This window comes from Clostridium oceanicum (assembly GCF_039521385.1).
Lineage (GTDB): Bacteria > Bacillota > Clostridia > Clostridiales > Clostridiaceae > Clostridium_F > Clostridium_F oceanicum.
In genome coordinates, this window is the sequence record NZ_BAAACG010000019.1 from 45,801 (window position 1) to 63,680 (window position 17,880).

Annotated in this window: 18 protein-coding genes; 1 reads left to right on the forward strand and 17 read right to left on the reverse strand. The window is 27.7% G+C overall.

Features of this window, described 5'->3' with window-relative positions; genetic code table 11:
• Window positions 1-51: 51 nt before the first annotated feature.
• Window positions 52-1,026, reverse strand: a complete 975-nt coding sequence (glpX, locus tag ABDZ71_RS16725) for a class II fructose-bisphosphatase (RefSeq protein ID WP_343763464.1) — start codon at window positions 1,024-1,026, stop codon at window positions 52-54.
• A 453-nt stretch (window positions 1,027-1,479) separates the two neighbouring features.
• Here glpX and ABDZ71_RS16730 point away from each other — a divergent pair, with 453 nt between their 5' ends.
• Complete coding sequence (locus tag ABDZ71_RS16730; RefSeq protein WP_343763465.1) at window positions 1,480-1,665, forward strand: aspartyl-phosphate phosphatase Spo0E family protein; 186 nt, start codon at window positions 1,480-1,482, stop codon at window positions 1,663-1,665.
• Window positions 1,666-1,810: 145 nt separating this feature from the next.
• Here the strand turns inward: ABDZ71_RS16730 and ABDZ71_RS16735 are convergent, their stop codons facing one another.
• The 16 genes from ABDZ71_RS16735 to ABDZ71_RS16810 form a co-directional block, all read right to left on the reverse strand.
• Window positions 1,811-2,191, reverse strand: coding sequence for a hypothetical protein (locus ABDZ71_RS16735; protein WP_343763466.1), 381 nt, complete (start codon window positions 2,189-2,191; stop codon window positions 1,811-1,813).
• Between the two features lie 346 nt (window positions 2,192-2,537).
• Window positions 2,538-3,710 carry an FprA family A-type flavoprotein gene (locus ABDZ71_RS16740; protein ID WP_343763468.1) on the reverse strand — a complete coding sequence of 391 codons (1,173 nt, stop codon included), beginning with the start codon at window positions 3,708-3,710 and terminating at the stop codon, window positions 2,538-2,540.
• A gap of 219 nt (window positions 3,711-3,929) precedes the next feature.
• Window positions 3,930-4,439 carry an ECF transporter S component gene (locus ABDZ71_RS16745; protein WP_343763470.1) on the reverse strand — a complete coding sequence of 170 codons (510 nt, stop codon included), beginning with the start codon at window positions 4,437-4,439 and terminating at the stop codon, window positions 3,930-3,932.
• Window positions 4,440-5,213: 774 nt separating this feature from the next.
• Window positions 5,214-6,092, reverse strand: coding sequence for a nucleoside hydrolase (locus ABDZ71_RS16750; RefSeq protein WP_343763472.1), 879 nt, complete (start codon window positions 6,090-6,092; stop codon window positions 5,214-5,216).
• A gap of 17 nt (window positions 6,093-6,109) precedes the next feature.
• Complete coding sequence (gene def / locus ABDZ71_RS16755; protein WP_343763475.1) at window positions 6,110-6,577, reverse strand: peptide deformylase; 468 nt, start codon at window positions 6,575-6,577, stop codon at window positions 6,110-6,112.
• Window positions 6,578-6,934: 357 nt separating this feature from the next.
• Complete coding sequence (locus tag ABDZ71_RS16760) at window positions 6,935-7,585, reverse strand: V-type ATP synthase subunit D (protein ID WP_343763476.1); 651 nt, start codon at window positions 7,583-7,585, stop codon at window positions 6,935-6,937.
• 22 nt (window positions 7,586-7,607) lie between these two features.
• On the reverse strand, window positions 7,608-9,002 hold the full coding sequence (locus ABDZ71_RS16765) for a V-type ATP synthase subunit B (protein ID WP_343763478.1): 1,395 nt from the start codon (window positions 9,000-9,002) through the stop codon (window positions 7,608-7,610).
• Window positions 8,995-10,767 carry a V-type ATP synthase subunit A gene (locus ABDZ71_RS16770; RefSeq protein ID WP_343764558.1) on the reverse strand — a complete coding sequence of 591 codons (1,773 nt, stop codon included), beginning with the start codon at window positions 10,765-10,767 and terminating at the stop codon, window positions 8,995-8,997. The genes ABDZ71_RS16765 and ABDZ71_RS16770 overlap by 8 nt, the downstream gene beginning before the upstream one ends.
• Window positions 10,768-10,786: 19 nt before the next feature.
• The gene (locus ABDZ71_RS16775) at window positions 10,787-11,095 is read right to left on the reverse strand and encodes a V-type ATP synthase subunit F (RefSeq protein WP_343763479.1); all 309 of its coding nucleotides are present in this window, start codon (window positions 11,093-11,095) and stop codon (window positions 10,787-10,789) included.
• Entirely contained in the window at window positions 11,088-12,089 is a 1,002-nt protein-coding gene (locus ABDZ71_RS16780) for a V-type ATP synthase subunit C (RefSeq protein ID WP_343763482.1), read from the reverse strand. The genes ABDZ71_RS16775 and ABDZ71_RS16780 overlap by 8 nt, the downstream gene beginning before the upstream one ends.
• A 15-nt stretch (window positions 12,090-12,104) precedes the next feature.
• On the reverse strand, window positions 12,105-12,704 hold the full coding sequence (locus ABDZ71_RS16785; protein WP_343763483.1) for a V-type ATP synthase subunit E: 600 nt from the start codon (window positions 12,702-12,704) through the stop codon (window positions 12,105-12,107).
• 36 nt (window positions 12,705-12,740) lie between these two features.
• Window positions 12,741-13,214, reverse strand: coding sequence for a V-type ATP synthase subunit K (locus tag ABDZ71_RS16790; RefSeq protein ID WP_343763484.1), 474 nt, complete (start codon window positions 13,212-13,214; stop codon window positions 12,741-12,743).
• On the reverse strand, window positions 13,207-15,189 hold the full coding sequence (locus ABDZ71_RS16795; protein ID WP_343763486.1) for a V-type ATP synthase subunit I: 1,983 nt from the start codon (window positions 15,187-15,189) through the stop codon (window positions 13,207-13,209). The genes ABDZ71_RS16790 and ABDZ71_RS16795 overlap by 8 nt, the downstream gene beginning before the upstream one ends.
• Complete coding sequence (ahaH, locus tag ABDZ71_RS16800; RefSeq protein ID WP_343763487.1) at window positions 15,176-15,502, reverse strand: ATP synthase archaeal subunit H; 327 nt, start codon at window positions 15,500-15,502, stop codon at window positions 15,176-15,178. Before ahaH ends, ABDZ71_RS16795 begins: the two co-directional genes overlap by 14 nt.
• Window positions 15,503-15,656: 154 nt before the next feature.
• Window positions 15,657-17,333 carry a B12-binding domain-containing radical SAM protein gene (locus ABDZ71_RS16805; RefSeq protein ID WP_343763489.1) on the reverse strand — a complete coding sequence of 559 codons (1,677 nt, stop codon included), beginning with the start codon at window positions 17,331-17,333 and terminating at the stop codon, window positions 15,657-15,659.
• A complete protein-coding gene (locus ABDZ71_RS16810; RefSeq protein ID WP_425544727.1) occupies window positions 17,308-17,880 on the reverse strand; it encodes a class I SAM-dependent methyltransferase in 573 nt (190 codons plus the stop codon). The genes ABDZ71_RS16805 and ABDZ71_RS16810 overlap by 26 nt, the downstream gene beginning before the upstream one ends.

Below are 17,880 nucleotides of genomic sequence, written 5' to 3' on the forward strand. Positions count from 1 at the left end.
ATTGTAATCTAATATCAGTCACATTAAATAAATATCTAGTAAACAGCAATCCTATTTTGTTATTAAATTGCTTGTATTTAAATTATGAAGAGCTTCTATAAATCTTACAGTTCCTGTTTTTGATCTCATTATTAATGTATTAGTAGTAGCTTTATCATTTTTGTGATATACTACTCCTTTTAATAAGTCACAATTTGTTGCTGCTGTTGCTGCAAAATATACATCATCACTTTTTACTAAATCATCGATATATAATACTTTATGAACATCATCTATACCCATTTTTTTGCATCTAGCTTTTTCTTCTTCATTATGTGGTACAAGCTGAGCTTGCATTTCTCCGCCCATGCATTTTATTGCTGCAGCTGCTATAACACCTTCTGGAGCTCCACCAGTTCCAATCATTAAATCTACTCCAGTGTCTTCAAAACCACAAGCAAGTATTGCTGCAACATCACCTTCATCAAATAATTTAACTCTTGCACCAGCTTCTATTGCTGCATCTACTATGTAATCATGTCTTTCTCTTTCTTGAACTATTACTGTAAGTTCTGAAACATCTTTATTTAATGCTTTTGCAACATTTAATATGTTTTCTTTAGGTGTTTTATTTATATCAATAGCACCTTTTGCTCCTGATCCTACTGCTATTTTTTTCATATACATATCTGGAGCATGAAATAAACTTTCCTTAGGTCCCATTGCTACTACTGCTATAGCATTTGGTATTCCTTTAGCTATAAGTTCTGTTCCATCTAATGGATCTACTGCTATATCCATCTCTGGCATATCTTCGCCTTTTACTCCTAGTTCTTCTCCTATATATAACATAGGTGCCTTATCAAGTTCGCCTTCACCTATAACAACTTTACCTTTTATAGGCATCATAGAAAAAGCTTGGTGCATTCCATCAACTGCAGCTTGGTCTGCAGCCATTTTGTCGCCTCTACCCATAAGTTTTGCTGAATTTAATGCGGCTGCTTCTGTAACTCTTGCAAGCCCCATAGAAATATCTGTCTTTAGCATATATTATTCCCCCTAAAAGTTTGGTAAATATATATATATCAATATATAAAGCTTGATAAATATTTACACTTTAATATATATGGTATATAAAAGCAATTATTATGTTATACTATATCCTTTATTAATAATTATTATATCACATTAAAAAAATATGACAAGCTTATTTTAAAGTGTCCAAATTGCTACAAAATTAAAAAAACTTTACGACATTTTTTTCTTAATTATATTTTTTTGTATATAAACTTAATATCTATATTTCAATAATTTCCACACTTTTCCACATTATCTCCACATTTTTTCCACAAACTAATGCACATTTTATCAACAGTTATTATAGTTATTTGTGTAATTACGTGTATATTGTTGACTTACGAAAAATATGATATTTTTTCCATAATTTGATAGAATGAAATAGAACCATTTATTTACATATAAAAACATGGAGTTGATAAAATGGATAATAATCGTCTAAAAATTTTAAAACTAAAGATTACAAATAAAAAACAATATCTTTATAATTTGATATCATTATACGATTTAACAAATAATAAAGTAGTAAAATGTAGTAAAGAGTTGGATTCTTTAATATTAGAATATGAATCTCATGAAGATAAAGGCGATAAGTTTCATTATGCATAAATAAATATATATTATATTTTATTTTCTCTAGTATATGATGCAGAAATTATTACTATTATATAAATTAAATTGAAAAATTCATTGCACAATTTACTTATTAAAAATAAAGACCACAGAGTTTACTCTGTGATCTTATATATTTTATTTATACTGTAGATACACTACTTAACACATCGTCTATATCAACATCTTTACCTATTTCGTAAAAAGCTCCTATAAATTCAATAAAGCCTTTATCTACTTCTTCATCATAGCATATATGTTGAACTTCTATACTAAATTCTTCTTTTAAATCTTCCAATATATCAGAAACATTGTCTCTAGCTATATCATTTAAATATAACCTATAGTAGCTTTCTTTATTTGTTTCATCATCATCACTAGAATAAGTTCTAGCCTCTGAAATCTCTTCTTTTTTAAAATCATAATAAAATTTTAATACACACATATCTTCTTCATAATCTATCTCTTCTATTTCTTCTATTCCATTATCTATTAAATAATTTACGATTTCACTTTTATTCATATATCCTTCTCCTCCTAAATTCGATACTTTACTATATATTATTATTATCTTATTATGAAATTTATACATATTAAATAAAATTATATTATAGATTTAAACCTTCTTTATTTTATAAATATAGAATCTATTTTTAAAATATAAAATATATTTATAAAATCTAATATATCACTAAGGTAAAACATAGTATTATGAAATAAAGGTATATTAAAAAAGAAGCTATTCGCTTTACTAACAAATATTGATTTATTTTTGTGACTTTATACTAAAAAATTTATAAATCCATTAATAATAAAAAAATATCCTAACAAAACATTGTCAGGATACCCTTTATTTAAATTATTAATTTTTAAATCATACTAGCTATTTTTTCTACAAATTCATCTGCTTTTTTAAGTTCTTCTTTACTAGGAACTAATTTAAATCTTAGTCCTTCTTCTAATACTTTAAATTTCAATCCTTTTAATCTATCTATCATAAGAGAAACACCTTCTCCACTCCAACCATAAGATCCAAAAGCTGATGCAAATTTGTTTCTATTAGTTATAGCGCACACTAAAGATAAAAGATCCCAAACTGGTTTAACAGCATCTTGATTTATAGTAGGTGACCCCATAAGAACTCCTGTTGAATTTTCTATAAGGTTAACAGCTTCTCCTAAATCCATAGATGTTATTTCATGAGATTCTGCTTTTATACCTTTTTCATTTAATCCTTTAGATATATATTTTGCCATTTTTTCTGTATTACCATAAGCTGAAACATAAAATATTTGAATATTTTTATCTTTAGGTTTATCTTCCTGAGACCATTTTTTATAAAGATCTAAATATTTATCTATATCAGTTGTATGAACTGGTCCATGACTTGTAGCTACTAATTCTAAATCTAAATCTTTTATTTTATTTAGTCCCATTATTACAAACTTTTTAAAGGGTCCCATAATAACATCAAAATAGTACTTCATCTCTTGTAAATAATCACCGGAACAATTATCAGTAATATCTCCTTGTGGACAATAATGGCATCCTAAAAAATCACATGTAAACAATACCTTTTGATTTTCTGCATAAGTAAACATTGTATCTGGCCAGTGTAAATTAGGTGCTGGTATAAATTTAAGTGTTGTCTTTCCTAAACTTAATTCTTTAGGTGCAACTTCACAATTAAAATCTTTGTTTATTATTTCTCTACTATACATAAGTGCAGCTTTAGAACCTATAACTTTTGCTTCTGGGTATATTTCTATCAGCTTTTCTAATGATCCACTATGATCCAATTCTGTATGTTGAACAATTATATAATCAACTTTTCTATCTCCTATGATTTCTTTTACATTAGATAAGTATTGATCAAAATATCCATCTTTAACACAATCTACAAGAGCAATTTTTTCATCATCTATAAGATATGCATTATAAGTAGTTCCCCTTTTAGTTTCCATTATAATATCAAAAACTCTTAATTCTGGATTTTTAACCCCTACCCAATATATGTTTTCTCTCAACTTTACGTTTCCCATGAAATTAATAACCTCCTATGTTAAAACACTCTATAATATATTTTCTTGTATCTTAGTTAATATTTTAGCACAAAGAAAAATAATATTAAATAGTAATGATTATTTTTATCTTTATTTTCCCAATAATACATAATATTCTTGCTTTTAATTGTATTTTTAAACAAATAAACCTAGCAACTTATAGTTACTAGGCTTTACTATTAAAATATTTTATATGCATTATTTTGATGCTGACGGCATACTTTCTAAATTTATTTTTAAATTTTTAGATAATATTTTTACAAAGCTAAAAGCTATAACTCCATCTACTAAATGATGTAAAATTGTTCCTATACCAACAACCATAAGTATCTTATATAAAGTAAATCCAAATGGAATAACTGCAATTGCTTCTAATATTCCATGAATAGGTGCTGTTATCAAAACTACTTTTTTAAATGAAACACCTTTTTTTATAAAATATCCTCCTACAAGTCCTACAAAAGTATGCATAAATGCTCTAAAAGCTATAACCATTGGTGCAGTAACTAAAAAACCCATTGCTGATCCAAGACCTACCATCGCTGCTGGTACTGGACCTAAAAACATAGCAATAAATAACGGTACATGAGATGCTAAAGTTGCACTAAAAGGACCTGCTTGTATTTTTAAAAAGCCAAAAGCTAAAGGTATAACTATAGCTAATGCTGTTAATGCAGCTGCATATGTTAATGTCTTTAAATTTTTCATAATAATACCCCCATAATCTCTTAATGTATATACAGTAGTATATATTATATTTTTACATTTGTAAAGATATTTGGTTTTTCAAATAGTAATAGATTATATCTTATTGACACAAAATAAAATCTATAATATTATATAAATATACCCCTATATGGTATGGAGGTGATTAAATGATCGAACTAGATAAAAAAGCTTTTATGGATGTAAAATCCTCTAAAGGATATTTTTTATTAACACTTATGGTAACTAATTGTACTGGATGAGCTGGTAATATAGAATCTAAAAGTCTCAAGGTTGAGATAAAAAAAGATTTTCCTAATAAAAATCAGTATAATATCTTTGAATATAATGGAGTAAAAATTTTTATAGACAATAGATTAAAACTTAAGGATAATATTTATATATACAGAAAATTAAAACTCCCTTTTATAGGAGCAATATATAGTGCAAAAGGAGTTATTATAGATTAAAGCTCATTTAAATATTATATATAAATATTAAAATTTAAATACTTATAAAATAATAGTAAATCATATATTACCTTAACAATATCTACTTTTCTAAAAAATCTTTATTTATTTTTGTGATTTTATGATAAAAAAATTATTTTACTAAAAAATACTGAAAGATAAGGTATTTGATAAACACCTTATCTTTCAGTATTAATATTTATTATATTTTGAAAAACTATCTTTAATAATATTTTCTAATAAAAAATTCTCATATTTTAATAAGTAAAAATGTATTTTTTATAAATCCTTAAACATATAAATCTTTCTATTCTTTTAAACTTATATTTGCCCAGCTTTTTAAAAGAAGATCATTAAATTTGTCTAAATCCACTAAATCAGTTGCCATAGTAACTTTGTATTTATTTTTATTATTAGAATCTATATTTATTATACCTTCTTTAAGCTGAGTTTTTATAGGATTTATATAAACATTCTCTGTTTTAAATAGTTCTTTATGAACTATATATAAAGCAGCTGCTGCATCCCAATTACAAAAACCTTTCATCCCAAATTTCTCATACATAATACTATACCAATCTTTTATATTATTATATATATAGCTATAAACTTTATTATCTGAGCCTTTTAATTTATCAAGTTCCTTTTCCCCAAATAAAGCTTTTAAGCACACTTCCCCAGTAAAAAGAGTTATATTAGCTTTTGATTTTAAAACTTCATAAGCAGCCTCATAATCGCAAGAAAGGTTTAATTCTTTTATATTAACTCCACCTAAACTAAGCTTATTTAATACTCCTCCCATTATAATTATGTTCTTTACATTTTTATAAAAATTTTCATCATATAAATATGCTCCATATAAATTAGACATAGAGCCTGTAGCTAATACAGTTATTTCTCCTGGATAGGTACCACAAGCTACAGCTAAATATTTAGCAGCTTCGCTTATTCTTCCTGATTCAATATCTCCGCCTTTAAATATAGGCTTATATTCTTTATCTAAATAATTCATTAAATTTAAATTATTAGAATGAGTATCTTCTACAGAACTATTTCCATGTGTAGAGGTAACTCCAACAAGATCTACATCCTCATTTCCTAAAAGATACATAAGAGTTAATCCATCATCTACATCTTTTCCTGTCATTCCCATGGTGTTATCACAATCATAAATAACTTTATACATGGAATCTCTCCTTTTTATTACTCTTCTTCGACCTTATATATCTTTGAAGCTTTATCTATATAAACTATCCCTTGAAGATGATCACTTTCATGACAAAATGCATTTTTTAATAACCCACTTGCTTCATAAGTAACTTCTTGTCCATCTTCATTTTTTCCTTCTATGACTACTTTTTTAGGTCTTAATACTATTCCTTCATATCCTGGATAGCTTAAACAACCTTCTATACTTTTTTCTCTGCCTATTTTCTTTGTTATTTTTGGATTAATTAAAATTACAGGCTCACTTCCATCTCTTAGATCTATTAAAAAAACTTTTTTTAATACTCCTATTTGAGGAGCTGCAAGTCCTATTCCGTCTCCATCATATAAGGTATCTTTTAAGTCTTGAATTAAATTTTTTGTGTCTTTATCTAAACAATCTACTCTTTTACAAACCCTTTGTAATGTTTTATTTCCTACTTGTAATATCTCTTTAACAGCCATAAATAGTTTAAAGCATAAGTTAGCTTTAAAGTCACCCTCCTTTTAATACCATATATATTTTATAAAATAAAAAATATATAATACAAAATTATATATAGTAACATTTTAATTAATTTTTATAAAATAAGCTTTTTAACTTCAGCCTATATTGTTCTCTTCAATATACCCTATGCATAAAAAAATAAATTATTACTATAATGTAATTATACCACTATTTTCCTTTAATTCTATAAATAAATTCATAAACATATCTGCTATCACAATAAAAATCTTCTATATTAAAAGTTACCTCAAAATATAAAATAGTAAAAATAAAAATAAACAAAAGAACAACTATAAAAAGTTGTTCTTTTATTATTAACCATTCATATTTTGTTTTTCTTGCATCATGCTCTTTATTTTCATAAGTCTTGTTACTGTACTTCTTTCATTTTCATCTAATTTCATTTGTATGAATTTTATAGTCTCTTGAAGTTGAGGTATTGTCATATATTCTAATGCATTAACTCTTCTTCTAGTCTTTTCTATTTCATCTGCCATTAGTTGACATGCCTTTTCTACTTTTGCAAGTTCTAATAGCTTTGGAAGTATACTATATAGTTTTTCTATAGCTTCATCAAGTTCTGCTGAAGTATTTGCGAAACCATATGGGAAAATACTTCCTTTGTCACCTTCTAATTTTCTTTTAAAGTCAAATTCAGGTACATTAACACTCATAATATTTTGAGTTTTTACATCTACTGATATACTTTCTTTTGGATAAGCAACTGCTTCTTCTAAAAATTCTGGAGACATTACAGCACTAGCCATGAGAAAATCTTTAAAAGAACCTGAAAGCTCTTTTTCTACGCTTTTTCTTAGTTCATTGTTCTTTTTTATCATTTCTATAAATCTTCTCATTAACTCATCTTGTTTATCTTTTAAAAGCTTATGTCCTCTAGTAGCTGTTGTTAATCTCTTTTTTAACCTAGTAAGCTCCATCCTAGTAGGATTTACATTAAGTTTCATAAAAGATCACTATCCTTTAAATTTATTTACTATCTTCTTTTTTTGAATCATTGTTTAGATATTTTTCTAGATATTCATCCCTTATTCTCTTAAGCTCTGTTCTAGGTAATATATTTAGAAGTTCCCATCCAAGGTTTAATGTTTCTTCTATACTTCTATTTGAAGTAAAACCTTGAGATACATATTTTTTCTCAAAAGCTTCTGCAAATTTAGCATATTGTTTATCAGTATCTGAAAGAGCGGATTCACCTAATATTACTGCCAATTCTTTTGCTTGCTTACCTTGAGCATAGCCTGCAAACAATTGGTTCATAGTATCTGCATGATCTTCTCTTGTTTTTCCTTTACCTATACCTTTATCTTTAAGTCTAGAAAGTGAAGGTAATACATCTATAGGAGGCATTATGCCTTTTTTGTATAATTCTCTACTTAATATTATTTGACCTTCTGTTATATATCCTGTTAAGTCAGGAATTGGATGTGTTTTATCATCCTCTGGCATAGTAAGTATAGGTATTTGAGTTATAGATCCACCTCTACCTAATATTCTTCCCGCTCTTTCATATATAGTAGATAAGTCTGTATATAAGTATCCTGGATATCCACGTCTTCCTGGAACTTCTTTTCTAGCTGCTGATACTTCACGAAGAGCCTCACAATAGTTAGTAAGGTCTGTCATTATTACAAGAACGTGCATATCTTTTTCATAAGCTAAATATTCTGCACATGTAAGAGCCATTCTTGGAGTAGCTATTCTTTCTATAGCAGGGTCATTTGCTAAGTTTATGAATAGTACTGCTCTATCTATAGCTCCAGTCTTAGTAAAGTCATCAACAAAGAATTGAGCTTCTTCAAATGTAGTTCCAATAGCTGCAAATACAACCGCAAATTTAGAATCTGAATTTAAAACTTTTGCCTGTCTTGCAATTTGAGCTGCAAGTTCAGCATGTGGAAGTCCTGAACCAGAGAAAACTGGTAATTTTTGTCCTCTAACTAATGTATTAAGTCCATCAATTGCTGAAACTCCAGTTTGTATAAATTCTTCTGGGAAGTTTCTTGCAACAGGATTTATAGGAACTCCATTTATATCCATTTTAGCATCTGGAATTATTTTAGGTCCTCCATCTTTTGGATTACCAAGTCCATCAAAGACTCTTCCAAGCATATCTTCAGATACACCAAGTTCTAACGGTTTGCCTAAGAATTTAACTTTAGCACCTTTAAGATTTATACCTGATGATCCTTCAAATAATTGAACTAACGCTTTATCCTTGTTTATTTCAAGAACTTTTCCACGTCTATGTTCACCATTATGAAGCTCTATTTCAACTAGCTCATCATAACTTACATCTTTAACTTGATCTACCAGCATAAGTGGTCCAACAACTTCTTTAACTGTTCTGTATTCCTTAAGCATCCATTATACCTCCTTTGCTGATTAGTTCATCAATTTCTGAAGCTAATTCATCAAACAATGCATCAACTTTAGATATATCTTTTTCATCTATATATTTTGATCTTGCGATCTTATCTCTTACTTCTAAGTTTAAAATATCTTTTAAATATACACCTGAATCTAGTGCTCTTTTAGCTTCTTCATGGAATCTAAGAACAAGCTTTAACATCTTATATTGCTTATTTAAAGATGCATATGTATCTACTTCATGGAAAGCATTTTGTTGAAGATAATCTTCTCTTAAAGATTTAGATACTTCAAGTTTTAATCTGTCACCTTCTGATAAGGCATCAATACCTACAAGTCTAACTATTTCTTCTAAGTTAGCTTCTTCTTGAAGTAATGACATAGCTTCAGTTCTAAGCTCAGTCCAATCTTTAGCTACATTTTCATCTATCCAATTACTTACTTTATTAAGATATAGTGAATAAGAGTTTAACCAGTTTATAGCTGGGAAATGTCTCTTATATGCAAGTTGTGAATCTAGTCCCCAGAAAACTTTAACTATTCTTAAAGTAGCCTGTGTTACTGGTTCTGATAAGTCACCACCTGGAGGAGATACGGCACCTATTACTGTTAGTGCACCTTCAACTTCTTCTTCTCCTAAACAGATAACTTTACCTGCTCTTTCATAAAATTCTGCTGCTCTTGATCCTAGGTATGCTGGATATCCTTCATCACCAGGCATTTCTTCAAGTCTTCCTGACATTTCACGAAGTGCTTCTGCCCAACGAGAAGTTGAATCTGCCATTAATGCTACAGAATATCCCATATCTCTAAAGTATTCTCCTATAGTAATACCTGTATATATAGAAGCTTCTCTTGCTGCAACTGGCATATTTGAAGTATTAGCAATTAAAACTGTTCTCTTCATTAAAGGTTCCCCAGTTTTAGGGTCTTTTAATTCTGGGAACTCGTTTAGAACGTCTGTCATTTCGTTTCCACGTTCTCCACATCCAATATATACAACTATTTGAGCATCTGCCCATTTAGCAAGCTGATGTTGAACAACTGTTTTTCCGCTTCCAAAAGGTCCCGGTACACATGCTGTTCCACCTTTTGTAACTGGGAAGAATGTATCTATAACTCTTTGACCTGTTATCATAGGTTCTACTGGGTCTAATTTTTTCTTATAATGTCTACCCTTTCTAACTGGCCATTTTTGCATCATAGTTAAATCATGAGTTTTATCTCCATCTTTTAACTCAGCAATTTTTTCTGTTATAGTAAATTCCCCTTCTTTTATATCTGTTATAGTACCTTTTTTTCCATAAGGAACCATTATTTTATGTTCAACTATTGATGTTTCTTGAACTATACCAATAACGTCTCCTTCTTTAACTTCATCTCCAACTTTTTTAGTTGCAGTAAAGTTCCATTTTCTATCTCTATCTAATGAAAATACTTCTACACCTCTAGTTATAAAGTCTCCAGCTTTAGCTTTTATAGCATTAAGAGGTCTTTGTATTCCATCAAACATAGCTTCTATTAAACCAGGTCCTAATTCAACACTTAAAGGTTCTCCAGTAGTAATTACTGGATCTCCTGGAGTTAGTCCTGTTGTTTCTTCATATACTTGGATAGACGCTCTGTCTTCCCTCATTTCTATTATTTCGCCAATAAGCCTTTTATCTCCGACTTTTACAACGTCATATATATTTGCTTCATCCATTCCTTCAGCTATAACTAAAGGTCCAGATACTTTTAATACATGTCCTGTCTTCAAGTTCACCTACCTACCTTCCTTATAAAATATTAACACCAACGGCTTTTTCTACATTATCATTTATCCTTTGCATACCAATATTCAAGGAACCTTGATTGCTTGGAATAAGTATAATGGCAGGAGTTACTTTGTTGCTATATCTATCTATAGTTTCTCCTAAATCTTTTGCTATTTGCTCAGTAACAAATATAATAGCATATCCATTAGCTGCCATTCTATCTATAGCTTTTCTTCCTTCTTCTTCTCCAACCACTGGATAAACATCTATTCCAATTGCTTTAAATGCTATGATAGAATTTTTGTCTCCAACGACTCCTATTTTATACATATATATCACGCAGCCTTTCTCTTATAACTTCTGCAGATACATTGTTAAGTTTGCCTATCATTATTATTCTTATTATTTTTATTTCTGTTTCTTTTGCTAAAATATAAGCTATAATAGGCTCTGCTCCAAAAGATACAAATTTAGCTTTTTTCGCATAATCCATAAGGAAGTTATCAGATAGTTTCTCCATAAGACTTAGTTTAGAACTATCTAAATATTCTTCTAAACCTTTTTCTACTACTGTGTTATAAGATTTAGCATATAACTTTTTAGAAATATTCTCTTCTGTTTCATTTAACAATTCTAAGAGTGCTCCTCTATCTAGGTTACCACCATCTACAATAACTTCATCAAAGAAATTTCTTGATTTTTCTTGTTTTTTTACTCTTATAAGAGTCTTTATATTAGTTAAATCAATATTTAATTTGATATAATCTAAAAGAAAACTGTTATCTAGTTTTGAAGCTTTAAAAAGCATCTCAGAAAACATATATTTATCTAAAATAACATCTATTTTTTGAGGATCCTTATCTTCTTCAAATTCTTTTAATGCTTTTTCTATTCCTTCTCTCATATTAGAACTTAAGTCTCTATAATTTTCTTCATTTATAGATTCTCTTAATAGTTCTATACTAATAGATCCAGCATCTATAAGAATGTTATCAAAATTTTTATCTAATATTTTAGATTTTATTAAAACCTTTATATTATGATAATCGTATTTATAACATAATACATCAACTAATTCTTTTTCAGGAGATATACTATATATTTCTTTATACAAGTTTTTTAGTGCATCTCTTAAAACAAATTCATAGTCTTCCACTCTCTTTATTGATGCTAAACTACTAGAATATTCAGTTTCTTCAAGTACTTTTAGTGCCTCTTTAGGTGATAAGCTTTCTATCATTCTATCTATTTTAGCTTTATCTAGGAGTCTTGTCTCAAGCACTCTGAGTCTACCTACGGCATGAGCATATTTTAAGTTATCCATAGTTTTCCTCCTTGCTTAACTGAATAAAGCACTAACTATTTCCTGCTCAAGTTCATCTCTTAAAGAAAAAACTAACGCATCATATGAATTATTGATTTCAATACCATTTTTATATAGTATAAATCCACCATTTAAATCTCTTTTTTCTTGAGATAACTTAAGTTGTGATTTTTTGCCTTTATTAGCTAATTCATTATTTAATTCATTTAAAAATTTATCGTCTATTTTCTTAGCATCTTCTTTTGAGACAATTAATTCTTCATCTCCATCAATATCTAAAGAACCTATAACATCTTTAACAAATTTTAAATATTTATCCTTTGACATTTTATTAAGAGATTCAACTGCTTTATCAAAAACACTATCTACTATTTCTTGTTTTGCTCTAAGCTTTTCATTTCTAACTTTCAAATATGTATTAGAAATAACTCTTTCAGCTTTACTCTTTGCTTCTATTTGTGATTTTTTAAGAATATTTTCTGCTTCATCTTTTGCAGTTTTTACTTTTGAATCTATAATAGATTTTTTTTCATTTTCAGCTTTATCTAAAATACTTTTAACCCTTTTATTAGAGTCTTCTAGTATTTTAGAAGTTAAATTATCTAAATTACTCAATACTCACACTCCCTTACTTTATCTTTCCTAGGGAAATTATTTCATTAACATTAATATTGACATAACGAATCCAAGTAATGCATAAGTTTCAACCATAACTGATAAAATAATACCCTTTGCTACATGTTCTTGTCTCTTAGCAAGTATTGATATTGCAGATGCTGCAACTTTACCTTGAGATATAGCTGATTTCCAACCTACAAATGCAACTGGAAGACAAGCTATTAATACAGAAAATCCTGTTTGTAAATCTACTCCACCTGTCATTTTACCAAGTGCCATAAATGATATAACGAATCCATATAAACCTTGAGTACCTGGTAATAGTTCTAATACAAGAGCTTTACCAAATTTTTCTGGTTCTTCTGTTAATAATCCTGATGCTGATTGACCTACTATTCCAATACCTCTTGCTGATCCTATTCCTGATAGTAACGTTGCTAGAGCTGCTCCTAATCCTATTAATACAATTCCTCCGTTTTCTAAAAAGAAACTAAAAAAATTATTCATTATCAATTCCTCCCAAATCTGTTTTTACTTTAATAAATTTATTTTTGTGTCTAAATGGAGCAAACGCTCTTCCTCCACCTTCGTAAAATTTTCCAAAATACTCAACATACTGTAATCTTAAAGAATGCACATAAGCTCCTAATGCATTAATAAGTAAATTAAAAGTATGTGTAAGTAAGAATAATATAGCACCAACTATAATAGCTATTACTCCTGATCCTAATAAAGCTACTATGCTATTGAATGCTCCTCCTATAAAACCTGTTGCAAGTCCAAGAGCCATAAGTCTTGTATAAGAAACCATATCTCCAACATATCCTGTTATTCCATACAAACCATATAGTCCGCCACCAAGTTTTCCACCTATGCTTTTACTTTCTCTACCTTGAGTTAATACAAGTCCAACCATACCGGCTATCATTAAGTATTTAAACAAATTCACATTTGCTTTTAATGCTGGTATATCTTGGAATGCTGATACGATGAAAAGTATAGCTGATGTAACAGTTATAATCCAAAGAAGCACGTCATAAACTGCATCCATATACTTTTTATCTCTTATAAGCATGTATGCTTTAATAAACAATCCTGCATATATTTGTATAAGACCAAATACAATAGATACAATGATAAGTAAGTTAGCATTATTTTCTGGTTTCATCCATATTGCAGGTATCTTAAGAGCTCCTGTAAAGTATGAACCATAAAGTACTCCCCACACCATTGTAGAAATTCCTAAATAGCAAAATAGTTTAACCATCTTTTTCATTTCATCATCAAAAGGTATCATTTTTAGGGCAATAGTTGTAGCTAATACCATAACTAAACCATATCCTGCATCTGATAACATCATACCAAAGAATATAATATAAAACGGAAACAATAATGGTGTTGGATCTATCTCATTATACTTTGGTAAACTGTACATAGAAGTTATAGATTCAAAAGCAGAAACTACTCCATTATTTTTTAACATAATAGGAACTTCTTCTACTTCTTCCTCTGTTGGATCTTCAAATTCTAAATAGTAATATTTGCCTTCTGATTGTTTAACAATCTTTTCAAACTTATCTTTAAAATCTTTTGGAACCCAACCTTCAATTGCCACAACTTTGTCACTCTTTTTAAAGTTGTAACAAGCATTTCCTTTTGATATTTCAAGAGTTAAATATTCATATGCTATTTCAAGTTCTTCAATTTTATTTACATACTCTCTCATTTCTTCTTCTACATTTTTTTGCTTATCTTTTATGTCTTTTATATCTTTATATAAACTTTCAATTTGCTGTCTAGGGGTACTTTGACACTTTATATCTAGTTTATTAAATCCATATTTTTTAAGCATTTGAGAAAGTTCTTCTTTAAAATCATTGTGAACTATAACAAACATATAAACATCTTTTTCTGTTTCATTTACAAACTCAACATAGGAACCTTTAATATTTGAATCAATCTCTTCTCTAAATTTGTCTTTTTCTTTTAAAGGTATAGTACCTAAGTAAGAAACACAATTTTTAAGCTTTGTGTCTTCAAAATTAGTATCAAAATTAACCCAAGGTTTCAAAACTTCAATGTCAGATTTAGGTTTTGAAATTTCATTTTTCAAAAAACTAAGTTTTGTATCTTTTTCTTTTAGATAATCATAAATAGAATTAAAATCTACTTTTTCTCCTAATTCTTTAAGTTTAGAATATTCAATAGACTTTTTGTCTTTCATCATAGCTTTTAAGCCTTTTTCTTTTTCCACATATCTATTTAATATATCTAGTGAAAATTTAATCTTAGCTTTTTTGCCTTCTAACTCTGAAACAATCTCCGACTGGGAGTCATTGTCCATAAACTCCAAATTTTCTGACTTTTCATCTTGTAAGTTGATAAACTCAACCATTTGAAATTGTTGAAGATATTCAAGTAGCTTTTCCTTATGTGACTCAAGGGCTAATAAAGTAAATTTTTTCATCTTAGCTATCGCCATTAATCTTCACTATCCTCTCAATCACTAAATTTACCGCTTGATTTAACTTATCCTGAGAAATATTTTTGATGCTATCAACATCTTTTTTTCCATTTTTCAAAATACTTTCTGCTTCTTTTGTTGCCTTTTCAACGCTATCTTTTATAATACTTTTTGATTTGCTATTGGCTTTTTCAATTATTGAATCATATTCTTCATTAGCCTTTTGTTTAGCGTTTTTAATTATGTTTTTGCTTTCTTCTTTAGCATTTTCGATTAGCTTATCTGCCTTATCTTCTGCTTCCTTAATGCTTTTTATAGCTTCAAGAGCCAAAATATCACCCCCTAATTAATGGAATATTCTTTGCTTTACTTTATTAAGTAGTATTCTATACAACATTTGTGTTTGTTGTTATTAAGTATAATATTAATTGCATACAAATTTCAATTGACTAACTATATAAAATTCAATGAAAATTGCTATTTTTTTAACATTTTTTAACGAAAACTATATTATTTCTCCTTTTTTCATCAAATATTACATACATGTCCTTTTTTATAATCTTTCCAGTATCCAAAAACTGCTGTATATCTACAAAAAACTTCTCTATATGGATATTATCGGATAAATCATGATTATCCTTTAATACTTGATTTTTTAAATTTTTTTTAACTTTTTTATCCATTTCTCTATTCAAGAAATTTGGTATCCATCTTTTTTTATTATACTCAAGATAATCAAATTTAATTATTTCTTTTAAAGATTCACTATCCTCATTTATAACTTCTTCGTTAAAATCAACAAATATTTTATAATAATCTGATGATGAAATGTTTCTTGCAAAATATCCTTTTTCATCACAAAATTTTGCTAAACTATTATAAAAATTAAAATAAGTTTTAAATTTTGGTATGAAATATTTTAATATATTGTTAAATTTTCCTGAATTATAATATTTATCTACTACTGCTTCTACTTTCTTAAGTATTAACAATTCATCATAAGAAATATCTTTTGTTTTTAATATTTCATAAGGTGGATAAGGTGAATATACCATTCCCCATTTTTCTGCTTCATATCTCATAGATGATCCTTTTAAAAGTTTTAAAAACCCTAATTGTATCTCTTCTGGATATATACTATGTACATCATTAAAAGAGTTTTTAAAAGACTCTAAATTTTCTCCTGGAAGGCCTGCTATAAGGTCTAAATGTTGTTTAATATTTTTCATTTTTTCTAATTCTTCTACTTTTTCTTTTATAGATTCAAAGTTCACATATCTATTAATATTATTTAAAATTTTATTATTAGTTGTTTGTACACCAACTTCAAATTGGATTCTTCCCTTTGGAGATTTTGATAGGATTTCTATCTCGTCTTCTCTTAAAAGATCTGCTGATATTTCAAAATGAAATGTAGTATTTGTATCCAAATTTACTATATAACTCCATATTTCTTTAGCAAATTTATGATCACAATTAAAGGTTCTGTCTACAAATTTAATCAATTTTACCTTTTTATCTACAAAAAATTTAATTTCATCTTTTACTCTTTCAATCTTTTGAAATCTGACACCGTGTAAAGTTGAAGATAAGCAATATTTACAGTTGAAAGGACATCCACGAGAAGCTTCATAATAAACAATTTTGTTCTCTAATTCAGTCATATCTCTATAAGGAAAAACAATATCTTCCATAGACATATTCTCCCTTGGTCCACCATAATATATTTTCTCTTTATCTTTTACATAAAGTCCTTTTATATTTTTAACATCTTCTCTTTTTAATATTTTTTCTATAAACTCTCTATAAGTTTGCTCTCCTTCACCTTCTATAACATATTCTCCAGGAGTATTAGTTAAAAAATCTTTGCTATCATAAGTTACTTCTGGTCCTCCATATAATATTTTTATTGAAGGGTTAACTAATTTCACAAGAGTTGCTATAGCTTTAACATATTCTATATTCCATATATAGCAAGAAAAACATATAATATCAGCTTTCTCACAAACTAAGCTTTCTAATATATTTTCTTTTCTATCATTTATGGTATATTCTTTTATTATTGAGTCATATTCTAAATCCTTAGTATAATATTTTAAATATCTTACTGCTAAATTACTGTGAATAAATTTAGAATTAACCGCTGCTAACACTACTTTCATTTTTTTCTTCCTTTCTAGTTTCCTCATCTTGAAGTTTTTTATCATTTTTTAATTTTTTAGCTTTTATATAATAAATGCCATCTGAATTTTTCAAATCTTCAATTTTAAAATAAGGTTTTAAAATTGATAAAATAGTCTTTTTTGAGTTATCTTTAAATATATTTATATCTTTTATTGACAACTTCTTAAGTTTACCATTTGGCACTAATATTTTTAATTTACCATTAAAAGTTTTCCCATAATTTTTATCAATATCCCAAATATAAAGACATCCACCGGTTTTCATATATTTGTATATTTCTTTTACAAGTTTAGTTTTAGTTCTTTTAAAATATACATTTCTAAAAGAAAATAATAAAATACAGTTATCATAATAATCATCTTTTATATTTTCTTTATCTTTTTCACCATTTATATATTCTAAACTTATATCATCATTATATTTTTTGTATACATTATATATTATACCATAGTTTCTAGCCCCTATATCTAGTACGTTTCCTCTAAATATCTCTCTCTCTAAATTTATAAATATTTCTTCTTTCAT